Below are 13,416 nucleotides of genomic sequence, written 5' to 3'. Positions count from 1 at the left end.
CCTGAGCCGACCGGCCCCAACCCGCCAGCCCCAGCGCATGGACCCCCTGCTCACTCAAAGGGCTGCTTGTCGGGGCGGCACACCTGTCCGGGCTCGGGCACCTTCAAGTCGGTCAGGTAGGCCGCCGTGATCCGGTCCGCGCAGGAGCTGTCACCGAGGATGCAGTGCCCGAAGGCGTCGACGCTCACCAGCCGGGCGTTGCCGAGCTGGTCGGTCATCCGGCGCGAGAACTCGTACTGCGTCGCGGGGTCGTAATAGTTGCCCAGCACCAGAACCGGGTTCGCCGCGCGGTGCCTCCACGGCCCGCGGTGGACGTCGGGGTTCGTCGGGGGCCAGTAGGAGCATCCCGCGAGGTCGCTGAACGCCTGGTAGCGGCCGAAGGTCGGCGACTCCCGCTCCCACTGCACGGCGATGCCGGGCACCTTCCACGGGTGCCTGGGCATAGGCTTGTCGGTGCAGTTCACGCCGAAGTAGGTGTCGTCGGTGTAGGTCTCGGCGTCGGCCGGCGGCAGTCCGTCGTGGCGGCCACCGTGGGTGAGCCTGCCGAGTACGGTCAGGGGCCGGGGTGGCACGACGGCGGCCTGTTCCGGGTGCATCGCCTGGTACAGCATCTGCAGGTCGGTGGCGATCGCGCGGAAGTCGTCGGTGTCGTAGAGCGCCCCCGAGATGCCCGCGGTGAACATGTCGAGGGTGATGGCCGAGCCGTCCGGCATGGTCACCGGACCCTGGCGCAGCCGCTCGCGCATCTCGTCGAACTTCGCCCGCGGGTCACCCGGGCTGAACGCGCACTTGTCGGCGGATTCGGCGCACCGTTTGAGGAAGGCGTCGAGGGCGAGCTCGAAGCCCCGGGCGCGTTCCCGGTCGTACTGCACGCCGTCGGAGGTCCGCAGGGCCGGGTCGACATTGCCGTCCAGGACGATCGCCCTGCTGCGCTCCGGGAAGAGGTTGACGTAGGTCGCGCCGAGCAGCGTGCCGTAGGAGAAGCCGACGTAGTTGAGCTGCTGGTCGCCGACGCCCTGGCGCATCAGGTCCAGGTCGCGCGCGACGTCCTTGGTGGACATGTGCCCAAGCAGCTCACCTGCGTTCTTCCCGCACAGCGCGCCCTGGTCGCGGTACGCATCCATGGTGCTGTCGACCTGCGCGCCGGTGACCGGCACGGCCCACATCCGCCCGAAGACCTCGTTGGCCTGCTCGGCGGAGGTGAAGCAGCGCAGCCGGGTGCTGCGGTCGACGCCTCGCGGGTCGAACCCGACGATGTCGAAGCGGTTCAGCACCGCGGGGTCGAACTTCTCCGGAGCGGTCACCGGCCGGGAGAAGCCGGCCCCGCCCGGCCCGCCGGGGTTGAGGAACAGCGAGCCGATGCGCTGGCCCGGCACGGCCGCGGCCCGCCGCATCATGGCGAGCTCGACGGTGCCCTTGCCCGGGTCGTCGTGGTCGAGGGGGACCGGGTACTTCGCGCACGAGAACAGGTGGCGCTGCCCGGGTGAGACTCCGGAGAGCGCTTCGTCGTCGCACTGGACCCAGGTGACCGGCGGTGCGGCCGCGGGCCCGGCGTGCGCCACCACGTCGGGCTGCTGCGCAGTCGCCGACGCGCCGGGCTGCTCCGCCCCCGCGAGCGGCCGCGCCGTCGCCGGCGCGCCGGCGAGGCTCGTTCCCGCGACCAGCGCGCTCACCGTGACCGACAGAACTCGGCTGATCCCCGGAACTCGGCTGACCCCCGGAACTCGGCTGACCCCCAGAACTCGGCTGACCCCCGGAACTCGGCTGACCCCCGGAACTCGGCTGACCCCCAGAACTCGGCCGCGACGGCCGGATGGCACTCCCACGCTGCCTCCTCAGCTTCGAGCGAGCATGCAGGCCGTGAGTCAACCGCCTGATCGGCCTCGCGCCACACCGCGAAAAGTAGGAACGCGATCCCACATTCCCAGTTGTCCGTGGTCGGGGCGGTGCGAGTCACCCGAATGGAAAAAAGCAAGCATGATTGCTTGCTTTTCTCCGCGGGCTGCTGCCACGATGTCCCGCATGGTGTTGGGGCGCAGTGCGGGCGCGGTCCGGCCACCCGGTCGCGCCGGTTCGACCAGGCGGCCGGGTCCGGCGGTGGTGACCGCCCAGCCGGGTCGTGCCGAAGCAACCACGGACCGCATCGAACGAACCGCGGACCACACCGAGGCAAACGCCAGGCCGTTCGCCGCGACAGCCACCCACCCGAACCGCCCCGGGGCGACCGCGTGACCGCCGGGAAGCCGGTGCGGATCGGCAACGCGTCGGGGTTCTACGGCGACCGCTTCTCCGCCGTGCGGGAGATGCTGACCGGCGGGCCGCTCGACGTGCTCACCGGCGACTACCTCGCCGAGCTGACGATGCTGATCCTCGGCCGTGACCGGATGAAGGACCCGGACCGGGGCTATGCCAGGACTTTCCTGCGCCAGATGGAGGACGGTCTCGGACTGGCTCTGGAGCGCGGCGTCAAGGTCGTGGTCAACGCCGGTGGGCTCAACCCGCGCGGGCTGCGCCGCGCGCTGGAGGAGCTGGCCTCGCGGCTGGGGCTGGACCTCGCGGTCACCCACGTCGAAGGTGACGACCTGCTCGAGCGCGCCGGCGAGCTCGGTTTCGGCGAGCCGCTGACCGCCAACGCCTATCTCGGGGCGTGGGGCATCGCCGAGTGCCTGCACGGCGGGGCCGACGTCGTGGTCACCGGCCGGGTCACCGACGCCTCGCTGCTGGTCGGCGCGGCCGCCGCGCACCACGGATGGAGCCGGGAGGACTACGACGCGCTGGCGGGCGCGGTCGTCGCGGGCCACGTCCTCGAGTGCGGCACGCAGGCCACCGGCGGGAACTACTCCTTCTTCACCGAGCTCACCCGTGCCGGCCACGACCTCTCCAGGCCGGGTTTCCCGATCGCCGAGGTCCACGCCGACGGCAGCAGCGTCATCACCAAGCACGACGGCACAGGCGGCGCGGTCACGGTGGGAACGGTCACCGCGCAGCTGCTCTACGAGATCGCGGGCGCGCGTTACGCGGGTCCCGACGTCACGGCCCGCTTCGACTCGGTCGAGCTGGAACAGCTCGGACCCGACCGGGTCCGCGTCAGCGGGGCGGCGGGAGAACCTCCGCCACCGCAGGTCAAGGTGTCGCTCAACCGGCTCGGCGGCTTCCACAACCAGGTCGAGTTCGTGTTGACCGGGCTCGACGTGGCGGAGAAGGCCGCGCTGGCGCGGGCCCAGCTCGACGCCGCGCTCGCCGCGCGGCCGCCCGCCGAGGTGCGCTGGACGCTGGCGCGCACCGAGAACGCCGACGCGGGTGTGCAGGAGGAGGCCAGCGCGGTGCTCCGCTGCTTGGTGAAGGACACCGACCCGAAGGTCGCCGGGCGGGCGTTCAGCGGTGCGGCGGTGGAGCTGGCGCTGGCCAGCTATCCGGGCTTCCACGTCACCGCGCCGCCTGCCGACGCCTCCCCATACGGTGTCTTCACCGAGTCCTATGTGGATGCGAAGCAGGTGCCGCACGTCGCCGTGCTGCCCTCCGGCGAGCAGGTGGCGATCGCGCCTCCGTCGGAAACCCGGGAACTGGAGCCGGTTTCCGGCCCCGTGCTGCCCGAGCCGCTGCCGGGCGGTCCCGCTCGCGTGGTGCCGCTCGGCCGGATAGCCGGTGCGCGCAGCGGCGACAAGGGCGGTGACGCCAACATCGGTGTGTGGGTCCGAAGTGACCAGGAATGGCGGTGGCTGGCGCATGCGCTCACCGTCGACGAACTGCGCCGACTGCTCCCGGAGACCGCCGGCCTGCCGGTCCGGCGGCACGTGTTCCCGAACCTGCGCGCGCTGAACTTCGTGGTGGAAGGGCTGCTCGGCGAAGGGGTCGCGGCACGGGCGCGGTTCGACCCGCAGGCCAAGGCGGTCGGCGAATGGCTGCGCGGACGTGAAGTGGAGATCCCGGAGGTGTTGCTGTGATCGGTCGAGCGCGCAGTGCGGGCGTTGCCGCGCCAGCCGCCGGCCGGCACGGCCGGTTCGTCCGGACCGCAACGAATCATGCGGGGGAGAGGGTATGACGGCGTTGAAGTCGCAAGTGGACACCGCCGGTGAGGCGTTCCTCGGCAACCGCGCCGCGATGCGGGAAAAGCTCGACGATCTGGCCGCCGAGCACGCCAAGGCGGTGGCCGGCGGCGGGCCCAAGTACACCGAGCGGCACCACAAGCGCGGCAAGCTGCTGGTGCGCGAGCGCATCGAGGCGCTGCTCGACGAGGACGCGCCGTTCCTGGAGCTCTCGCCGCTGGCGGCGTGGGGTTCGGACTACCAGGTCGGCGGCAGCGTCGTCACGGGCATCGGCGTGGTCGAGGGCGTCGAGTGCGTGATCACCGGCAACGATCCGACGGTGCGCGGCGGCGCGAGCAACCCGTGGACGCTCAAGAAGGTGCTGCGGGCGCACGAGATCGCGATGCAGAACCGGCTGCCGCTGATCAACCTGGTCGAGTCCGGTGGCGCGGACCTGCCGTCGCAGAAGGAGATCTTCATCCCCGGTGGCCGGATCTTCCGCGACCTCACCAGGCTCTCGGCGGCGGGGATCCCGACGATCTCGCTGGTGTTCGGCAACTCCACCGCCGGTGGCGCCTACGTGCCGGGCATGTCCGACCACGTCGTCATGGTCGCCGAGCAGGCGAAGGTGTTCCTCGGCGGCCCGCCGCTGGTGAAGATGGCCACTGGTGAGGAGTCCGACGACGAGTCGCTCGGCGGCGCGAGGATGCACGCGGGCACCTCCGGGCTTGCCGACCACTACGCCGCCGACGAGCTGGACGCGCTGCGCATCGGCCGCCGCATCGTCGCCCGCCTCAACTGGACCAAGAAGGGTCCCGCGCCGAGACACCGGGTGGTGGCGCCGCGTTTCGACGAGGACGACCTGCTGGGCATCGTGCCGACCGACCTGAAGACGCCGTTCGACCCCCGCGAGGTCATCGCGCGGGTCGTGGACGATTCGGACTTCGACGAGTTCAAGACCTCCTACGGTCCGAGCCTGGTCACCGGCTGGGCCTCGGTGCACGGCTACCCGGTCGGCATCCTGGCCAACGCGCAGGGCGTGCTGTTCAGCGAGGAGGCGCAGAAGGCCACCCAGTTCATCGAGCTGGCCAACCAGGCGAACACCCCGTTGCTGTTCCTGCACAACACCACCGGCTACATGGTCGGCAGGTCCTACGAGCAGGGCGGGATCATCAAGCACGGCGCGATGATGATCAACGCGGTGTCCAACTCGGCGGTCCCGCACATCTCGGTGCTGATGGGCGCCTCCTACGGCGCGGGCCACTACGGGATGTGCGGGCGCGCCTACGACCCGCGGTTCCTGTTCGCCTGGCCCAGCGCGAAGTCCGCGGTGATGGGACCGCAGCAGCTCGCGGGCGTGCTCTCGATCGTGGCCCGGCAGGCCGCCGCGGCCGGGGGCCGCGAGTACGCGGAGGAGCAGGACGCCGCGATGCGCGAAGCGGTGGAGAACCAGGTCGAGGCCGAGTCGCTGCCGATGTTTTTGTCCGGGCGGCTCTACGACGACGGCGTGATCGACCCGCGCGACACCCGCACCGTGGTCGGGCTGTGCCTGTCGGCGATCCACAGCGCACCGGTCGAGGGCGCCACCGGCTACGGCGTCTTCCGGATGTGAGAGGCGAGCGACCTTGACGAGCAACCCACCCGCCCAGATCCGCAGGCTGCTGGTGGCCAACCGGGGCGAGATCGCCCGCCGCGTGCTGCGCACCTGCCGCCGTCTCGGCATCTCCACCGTCGCGGTGCATTCCGACGCCGACGCCGGCGCGCCGCACGTCGGCGAGGCCGACCTCGCGGTCCGCCTGCCCGGCGACGCCGCGGCCGACACCTACCTGCGCGGCGACCTGGTCGTGGCGGCCGCGCGTGCCACCGGCGCCGACGCCGTGCACCCCGGGTACGGGTTCCTGTCGGAGAACGCCGAGTTCGCCCGTGCGGTTCTCGACGCGGGGCTCACCTGGGTCGGACCGCCGCCCGAGGTCATCGAGGCGATGGGCTCCAAGGTCACCGCGAAGCGGATGATGGCCGAGGCCGGCGTGCCGGTTCTCGGCGAGCTCGACCCGGTGGAGGTGACCGAAGCCGACCTGCCGGTGCTGGTCAAGGCGTCCGCGGGTGGTGGCGGCCGGGGCATGCGGGTGGTGCGCGCGCTGGCCGAGCTGCCCTCCGAGATCGAGTCGGCGAGCGCGGAGGCGCTGTCGGCGTTCGGCGACGCCACCGTGTTCTGCGAGCCCTACCTGGAGTCCGGCAGGCACATCGAGGTCCAGGTCATGGCCGACGTCCACGGCGCGGTGTGGGCGGTGGGGGAGCGCGAGTGCTCCATCCAGCGGCGGCACCAGAAGGTCGTGGAGGAGACGCCGTCCCCGCTGGTGGACGAGGGGATGCGGGAGCGGCTGTTCGACGCCGCCCGCGCGGCGGCCAAGGCCGTCTCCTACGTCGGGGCGGGGACGGTGGAGTTCCTGGCCACCGGCGACGGGCGGTTCTTCTTCCTGGAGATGAACACCCGGCTGCAGGTGGAGCACCCGGTCACCGAGTGCGTCACCGGCATCGACCTGGTGGCCTCCCAACTGGCCGTGGCCGAGGGGCAGCGGCTGCCCGGCGAACCGCCACCGCCGCGCGGGCACGCCGTCGAGGTCCGCCTCTACGCCGAGGACCCGGCCGAGGACTGGCGCCCTCAGAGCGGCACCCTGCACCGCTTCGAGCTGTCCGATGTGGACGCCGAGTTCGGCGTGCCGGGGACGGCGGGCGTCCGCCTGGACGGCGGCGTGCTCAGCGGCTCGCACGTGGGCGTGCACTACGACCCGATGCTGGCGAAGGTCGTCTCGTGGGCCCCGACCCGCGCGCAGGCGGTGCGCAGGTTGTCCGACTCGCTGACGCGGGCCCGCATCCACGGCCTGAAGACCAACCGCGACCTGCTGGTGCGCGTGCTGGAGCACCCGGCGTTCCGCGCGGGTGACACCGACACGTCGTTCTTCGACACCCACGGCCTGGCCGAGCTGTCCAGGCCGCTGGCCGACGAGCGGACGGAGGCGCTTTCGGCCCTCGCAGCCGCGCTCGCAGAGGCCGCGGCGAACCGGCGCGACACCACCGTCGCGCCCGGACTCCCGAGCGGGTGGCGCAACGTGGTGTCGGTGCCGCAGACCAAGCGCTTCGCCGGGCCTTCCGGGCCGCACGAGGTCGGCTACCGGCTGGACCGCGACGGCCTGCGCGCCGAGGGGTTCGACGGCGTCGCCCTCGTGCGGGCCGAGCCCGAGCGCGTTGTGCTGGAGGAGGCCGGGGTGCGCCGGACCTTCCGCATCGCCCGCTACGGGACCCGGGTCGAGGTCGACTCGGTGTCCGGCCCGGTGGCGCTGACCAGGTGCGAACGGTTCCCCGACCCGTCGGCCGACGTCCCCGCGGGATCGCTGGTCGCTCCGATGCCGGGGACGGTGACGCGCGTCGCGGTCACCGAGGGCCAGCGGGTGAGCGCCGGAGAGCCGCTGCTGTGGATGGAGGCCATGAAGATGGAGCACCGCATCACCGCCCCGGCTGACGGCACCGTGGGCGAACTGCCAGTGTCGGCGGGGCAGCAGGTCGAGATGGGCGCGGTGCTCGCCGTCGTCCGCACCGAGTGACCGCCCGACGCCCGGAGAACCAGCGTCATGACGGAGGAAGCATGGGTTTCGAGGAGACCGCCGAGCGCAGGGCCCTGCGCAGCGCCGTAGCCGAGCTCGGCGAGCGCTACGGCTACGACTACTACGTGCGCCAGGCCCGCTCGGGCGGGCAGACCACCGAGCTGTGGCGGGAGGTGGGCAAGCTCGGCTACCTCGGGGTGAACATCCCGGAGGAGCACGGGGGCGGCGGCGCGGGCATCTCGGAGCTCTCCATCGTCCTGGAGGAGCTCAGCGCCGCCGGGTGCCCGCTGCTGATGATGGTGGTCTCGCCGGCCATCTGCGGCACGGTGATCGCCCGGTTCGGCACCGACGAGCAGAAGCGCCGCTGGCTGCCCGGCCTCGCCGACGGTTCGCTCACGATGGCCTTCGCCATCACCGAACCCGACGCGGGCTCGAACTCCCACCGCATCACCACCACCGCGCGCCGTGACGGCGGCGACTGGGTCCTGTCCGGGCGCAAGGTCTTCATCTCCGGCATCGACGTCGCCGACGCGGTGCTCGTCGTGGGCCGCACCGAGGACGCCCGGACCGGCAAGCTCAAACCCGCGCTGTTCGTGGTGCCCAAGGACGCGCCGGGGTTCGAGGCCCAGCACATCGAGATGGAGCTGGTGAGCCCCGACCGGCAGTACTCGCTGTTCCTCGACGACGTCCGGCTGCCAGGTGACGCGCTCGTCGGCAGCGAGGACGCCGGGCTGCTCCAGCTGTTCGCCGGGCTCAACCCCGAGCGGGTGATGGCCTCCGCGCTCGCGCTCGGCACCGCACGCCACGCCCTCGGTAAGGCCGTCTCCTACGTCAAGGAGCGGTCGGTGTGGGGCACGCCCATCGGCTCGCACCAGGGGCTCGCGCACCCGCTCGCTCAGGTCAAGATCGAGCTGGAGCTGGCCCGGCTGATGACTCAGAAGGCGGCGCACCTCTACGACAGCGGGAACGACGAGGCGGCGGGCGAGGCGGCCAACATGGCCAAGTACGCGGCCGGGGAGGTCGCGGTGCGGTCGGTCGACCAGGCGGTGCAGAGCATGGGCGGCAACGGCCTGACCACCGAGTACGGGGTCGCGTCGATGCTGAGCGCGTGCAGGCTGGCCAGGGTGGCGCCGGTGAGCCGCGAGATGATCCTCAACTTCGTGGCCCAGAACTCGCTCGGGCTGCCCCGGTCGTACTGAGCCGGGCAGCCGCCACCCGCGACCGGCGACTTAGGCTGGTCGCAGGCTAGAGCACGAGGAGGACCGGTGATCGCGACCGCCGCGCGCGGACCCCAGCAGGACCGCAGCCGGGCGACCCGGCGACGGCTGCTGGAGGCCGCGGTCGACTCCCTGGCCGAGCACGGCTGGACCGGCACCACGGTGTCGGTGGTCGCCGAGCGCGCCGGGGTCTCCAGAGGAGCCGCCCAGCACCACTTCCCGACGCGGGAGGACCTGGTCACCGCGGCGGTGTCGCACGTGACCGACGCCCGGATCAGCGAGATCCACGAGCAGATCACCAAGCTGCCCAGGGGCAAGGGCCGCACCGAGGGCGTGGTCGACATCCTGGTGCGCCTCTACACCGGCACCGTCTTCCGCGCCGCGCTCCAGCTGTGGGTGGCGGCGTCCTCCGACGAGGCGCTGCGCGAGCAGGTCGTCCCGGTGGAGGCGCGGGTGGGCCGGGAGGCGCACCGGCTGGCGGTCGAGCTGCTCGGCGTAGACGAGTCGGTGCCGGGCGTGCGCGAGACCGTGCAGGCGACCCTGGACATGGCGCGCGGCCTGGGACTGGCCAACGTCCTGACCGACGACAGCAGGCGCCGCCGCGGCATCGTCCGGCAGTGGGCCCGCACGCTCGACGCCGTGCTGGAGGAAGGCCGCGAGCCGGAGGGCTGAGGCGAGCCTGCCGCGAGGTGGTGCTCGGCGCCTGGTGGATCCGTCCGGTGTGGACGAATCCACCAGGCGCTCCTACGCGCGTTGAGAAGTGCTCTGGTCGGGTACCAGGAACTCGCCGATGATGCCGGGTGCGGCGATGTCGGCGAAGCGCGCCGCGTCCTGCACCGCGATGTCGGGAATCCGGTATCCCTGCTCGCCGGCGGCGACCGCGGCGGTCAGGGTCTGCACCCCGGCCCGGCGGGAGAACGGCGACGAGCTGAACGTCCACGCCACGATGCCGCGCCGCTGCAACGCCACCGAGGTCCGGTGGAAGGTACCCGACCGCGCGACCACGTGCTCTCCGTCGAGGCCGTGCCCCAGGTTCCGGTACGCGTCGGCGGCCAGCCACCAGGTGACCGGAGTCGCGAGGACGAGGAAGATCCACGCGCAGTGCAGCAGGGCCACCGAGAACAGCAGGTCCCAGCACCGCGAGCGCCACCGACACCGGTAGCACGACGAACGTCATCCCGCGCACCACCCGCCAGGCACAACGCGACGCGGGGGTGGCGGCGCAGCGGCCACCGCCCGCGCGCAGCAGCAAGGGCTCGCAAAGCTGCACACCGCGAACCTGCCCGCGGTCCATCGACACCGACCGCGTGGTCAGCAGGCCGCGGCGCACCCGCAGCGTCGCCGGGCCGGTCCACTCCAGGCGGAAGCGCCACCAGTTCTCCACGTAGAGCGCGACCGCGCCCACGCTGCCGATGGCCGCGATGCCCAGCACGAGCAGGGGAATGGTCAGCCACAGCGCGCTCGCGCCGAACTCGGCGAACGCTCGCTGGACGAAACCGACCCGCCAGAGCTCGACGCCGAGCGCGTCGAAGAGCCGGTAGGTGCTGCCGAGGACGACGAAGACACCGCCGAACACCCAGAACGTCAACGGCGCGGAGCGCGTCCAGCGCGGGTCGAGCGAGGCCAGCAGCGGATCGCCCGCCACGTCGGCCCCGGCGCGGCTGAGCAGCTCCGCGCGCAGCGCCTCGGCGGCCGGCCGGGTCAGCGCGTCGATGCGCAGCTCGCTGCGGTCGCCGCTGGAGCCCACGGTGCCCGCGCGGACCACGGCGAACCCGACATTATCCCCATACGCATGACTTGGATCGGCGGGCGGCCTTTCGGAACGCGGTTGCTGTGGACGGTGGCGAACCTGGGGATGACCGTGTTCTGGGCGGTGTTCGCCTTCCGCCTCTGGCATTCGACGGGGCGGCCGGGCCGCACCGCGCGCTGGACGCGACCGGAGTCGGCGGAGAGATGGGGACGTCCGGTCACCGTCGGCGCCGCGCTGTGCCCGCTGCCGTACGCGTTGGTCCGCCTCACCTGGCTCACGCCCTTGGCCGGTCGGGATGCCTGGCGTCCACGACGGGTTCACGACCCGCATGCAGGGCGCGCTGATCGGCATCGCGGCGTTGCTGGCGTGCGTGCCGGTCCTGGGGCTGATCAGCCGGTGGGGCGAGGTCTTCCCGCGCTGGGTGCCGTGGCTGCACGAACGTCCGGTTGCCCTCCCGCTGGCAGTCGTACCCGGCGGTCTGGTCGCCCTCGCGTGCTGCATGTCGGCCCCGGGGATCGTCGTCAACGCCGTCCGGCGCGGGGAAGCGCTGACGGTGCTGTTGTTCCCGTACCCGGTGTGAAGCCCGCTGCTCGCCGCCGCCGTACTCGCCTACTGGATCCGGCGGCGGCCGGGAGCCGATCAGCCGCTGAGCACTTCGTCGAGCCAGTCGAAGACGCGCTGGTGGTAGAGGCGGCGTGCGGTGGCCTCGCAGTGGCCGCCCGCGCCTTCCGCCGCGGTGAACCGCACGAGCGCCTTGCGCGTGGCGCCGACACTGTCGTGGAGCATGCCCGCCGCGCCGGCGAGCGGGTCGTTCTCGGACTGGGTCACCAGCGTCGGACACCGGATCCGCGCGGCCACCGGCGAGAGCTGGAAGTCCATCATCGCGCGCATGTACTCGAAGAGGGTCGGCACTCCGTGGACCCACAGTCCCCGCTGGAGCAGCTTCCAGCGCATCTCCGCCGGTGCCTCGGGGCTTTCCAACCACTCCACCATGGGATCTAGCACGTGCGGGTCCACGTCGGGGAAGCGCTGCTTGGCCTCGTCGTCGACGGGCAGCATCCGGACGATCCCTTCCCGCTGGTCCCACATCCCGGGGTCGGCCACCAGGGCCGCCAGGCGGTCGTCGAAGGCGGCGGCCCTCGGGGCCAGGTAGCCGCCGAAGCTCCATCCCGACAGCACGATCGCGCTGGGTTCGATCTCGCGACGGGTCAGGGCGTAGTCGACCACGGCCCGGCCGACGGCCTCCCAGTCCGGCCGCATGTGCAGGCCCTGGTGGATCAGGGGCCTGCCCTGCCCCGGGCCGTCGTAGAGCAGCACGTTGTAACCCCGCGCCAGCGCTTCGGGTGCGTGCGCGAAGTACATCTCCTGGATCGTCGAGTCGTATCCGTTGGTGTGCACGATGGTCGGGCGCGGTGCACCCGAGTCGTCGACCGTGACCAGGTAGCCCGGCAGCGTCGTCGAACCGAACGGGATCTCCACGGGCTCGATGTCGGGCCAGACGGGCTGCCTGGCGGCCCTGAGGAAGACCTCGGTCTCCTTGTCGAAGGTCTCGCGCAGCCGCGGGTCGACCGGTGCGCCGAAGAGCGGCATGTTCGCGACCCGGTAGTAGGTCGCCGCGCGGAAGAAGGCGGACCGCGCGCTCACCGCGTGCTTGCCGCGCTCGGACTCCTCGCCCCACGCCGCGACCCGGTCCGCGGTGGCCACCCACTCGCGGTGCCAGTCATCGCCCGACCCGGCGCCGACCCGGGCACCGGTGGTCAGGCACTCGCCGAAGTCGGCGCCGCCGTAAGTGGTCAACAGCAGCGCGCGCTGACCGAACGCCTCGAACAGTGGCTGCTCACTCACCAGCCCCATGGCTACCCCCGTCGGCTCATGCGCTCGGCCAGAGTCGCACGGTCGGCCATCGCACGCATGATCGTCCTCGGGCGGTGCGCGCCCCGCGGCGGGTACGCCGAAGATGGGCAGGCTCCGTCCGCCGGGATACCCGACGATGGATTCCTACACCGCCCGGCGACTGCGCGACGATCTCGGCTGGTTCGTCGACGTGGCGCCGGAGCTCCACGAACGCGGCGAGGAACCGGCTGCACCCCGTCACCGACCAGGTCATCCCGCATTCGGCCACCTCGGGGTGGACGGTCGACAGGATCGCCGGCGTGCTCCTCGGCGGCGAGATCACAGGTCAGGTCGATTCCCACCGCAAGGACGTCCTCCAGGCCTTCGCGCTGATGTCGGTCGAGACCGTCGTGCCCGCCGGGCTCGGGCAAGTGCCGATCGACAAGATCATCGAGGCTCGGACGGGTTCGGTCCGGAATTCGACACGTTCCGCGAATACGTGACCGCACAGGTCGAAGGGCTCGCCGGAGTCGAGGACATCGAGGAGTTCAACGTTTTCCAGGAGTACGTTCGCGACGAGGTCCAGCGTACGGTCGGGCGTGAACTCGCGGGCCTGCGCGAGCGGTTGCGCAGCGTGAACCTCGAGGCGGCCAAGGCGTTCGTGAACATCAAGTCGTTCGCGCTGCCCTCGTTGCTCGCCACCGCGTCCCAGTTCATCGGGATCAGCCCGCTGCTGAGCGGGGCCGCGGGGATCGCGGCCACCATCAGCGCCGTGCCCTTGCAGGCGCGGGCACAGCGGCGCGATGCGGTCAGGGAGTCGCCGGCCGGCTACCTGTTCCAGGTTGGTCAGGAACTTGATTCTTCCGCGCTGCTTCGCAAGGTGCACAAGAGCTTGCAGTGCTGAAAAGGCCGTGGCCCCTCCGGCTCGGGGAGGGCCGGGCTCTCCGGTCAGGCGAAGACCACCAGCGGCGAACCTGCGGTGTTCGAGG

General features: G+C 72.0%; 12 protein-coding genes. 9 read left to right on the top strand and 3 right to left on the bottom strand.

Translation table 11 applies throughout. The features are described 5' to 3' along the window. Positions 1-50: 50 nt before the first annotated feature. Positions 51-1,685, bottom strand: coding sequence for an alpha/beta hydrolase (locus HUO13_RS22750; protein WP_211903060.1), 1,635 nt, complete (start codon positions 1,683-1,685; stop codon positions 51-53). Positions 1,686-2,228: 543 nt separating this feature from the next. Between HUO13_RS22750 and HUO13_RS22745 the strand changes: the two genes are divergently transcribed. The 5 genes from HUO13_RS22745 (at position 2,229) to HUO13_RS22725 (ending at position 9,516) form a co-directional block, all read left to right on the top strand. Then, complete coding sequence (locus HUO13_RS22745) at positions 2,229-3,944, top strand: acyclic terpene utilization AtuA family protein (protein WP_211897127.1); 1,716 nt, start codon at positions 2,229-2,231, stop codon at positions 3,942-3,944. 94 nt (positions 3,945-4,038) lie between these two features. Then, complete coding sequence (locus HUO13_RS22740; protein WP_211897126.1) at positions 4,039-5,637, top strand: acyl-CoA carboxylase subunit beta; 1,599 nt, start codon at positions 4,039-4,041, stop codon at positions 5,635-5,637. 13 nt (positions 5,638-5,650) lie between these two features. Then, entirely contained in the window at positions 5,651-7,627 is a 1,977-nt protein-coding gene (locus HUO13_RS22735) for an acetyl/propionyl/methylcrotonyl-CoA carboxylase subunit alpha (protein WP_211897125.1), read from the top strand. Positions 7,628-7,668: 41 nt separating this feature from the next. After that, a complete protein-coding gene (locus tag HUO13_RS22730; protein WP_211897124.1) occupies positions 7,669-8,826 on the top strand; it encodes an acyl-CoA dehydrogenase family protein in 1,158 nt (385 codons plus the stop codon). A gap of 66 nt (positions 8,827-8,892) precedes the next feature. Beyond that, on the top strand, positions 8,893-9,516 hold the full coding sequence (locus tag HUO13_RS22725; RefSeq protein ID WP_211897123.1) for a TetR/AcrR family transcriptional regulator: 624 nt from the start codon (positions 8,893-8,895) through the stop codon (positions 9,514-9,516). Positions 9,517-9,588: 72 nt separating this feature from the next. On the opposite strand, the gene HUO13_RS22720 is transcribed toward HUO13_RS22725, so the two are convergent. Then, on the bottom strand, positions 9,589-9,960 hold the full coding sequence (locus HUO13_RS22720; RefSeq protein WP_249123957.1) for a PH domain-containing protein: 372 nt from the start codon (positions 9,958-9,960) through the stop codon (positions 9,589-9,591). A gap of 425 nt (positions 9,961-10,385) precedes the next feature. Here HUO13_RS22720 and HUO13_RS22715 point away from each other — a divergent pair, with 425 nt between their 5' ends. Both HUO13_RS22715 and HUO13_RS22710 read left to right on the top strand, forming a co-directional pair. Next, positions 10,386-10,640, top strand: coding sequence for a hypothetical protein (locus HUO13_RS22715; protein WP_211897122.1), 255 nt, complete (start codon positions 10,386-10,388; stop codon positions 10,638-10,640). A 249-nt stretch (positions 10,641-10,889) separates the two neighbouring features. After that, the gene (locus HUO13_RS22710; protein WP_211897121.1) at positions 10,890-11,174 is read left to right on the top strand and encodes a hypothetical protein; all 285 of its coding nucleotides are present in this window, start codon (positions 10,890-10,892) and stop codon (positions 11,172-11,174) included. A gap of 59 nt (positions 11,175-11,233) precedes the next feature. Here HUO13_RS22710 and HUO13_RS22705 read toward each other — a convergent pair whose 3' ends face one another. Further along, positions 11,234-12,439: an alpha/beta hydrolase family protein gene (locus HUO13_RS22705; RefSeq protein ID WP_211897120.1), complete on the bottom strand. Its 1,206-nt coding sequence runs from the start codon at positions 12,437-12,439 to the stop codon at positions 11,234-11,236. On the opposite strand from HUO13_RS22705, the gene HUO13_RS37650 reads away from it, so the two are divergent. Then, entirely contained in the window at positions 12,424-12,930 is a 507-nt protein-coding gene (locus HUO13_RS37650; protein WP_349253328.1) for a DUF6236 family protein, read from the top strand. The genes HUO13_RS22705 and HUO13_RS37650 overlap by 16 nt on opposite strands. After that, positions 12,927-13,331: a hypothetical protein gene (locus HUO13_RS22695; RefSeq protein WP_211897118.1), complete on the top strand. Its 405-nt coding sequence runs from the start codon at positions 12,927-12,929 to the stop codon at positions 13,329-13,331. The genes HUO13_RS37650 and HUO13_RS22695 overlap by 4 nt, the downstream gene beginning before the upstream one ends. The last annotated feature ends 85 nt before the right edge of the window (positions 13,332-13,416 follow it).

This window comes from Saccharopolyspora erythraea (assembly GCF_018141105.1).
GTDB classification, from domain to species: Bacteria; Actinomycetota; Actinomycetes; order Mycobacteriales; family Pseudonocardiaceae; genus Saccharopolyspora_D; species Saccharopolyspora_D erythraea_A.
The sequence above is the reverse complement of the archived record's forward strand: the minus strand, read 5'-3'. Positions and strand labels throughout refer to the sequence as shown.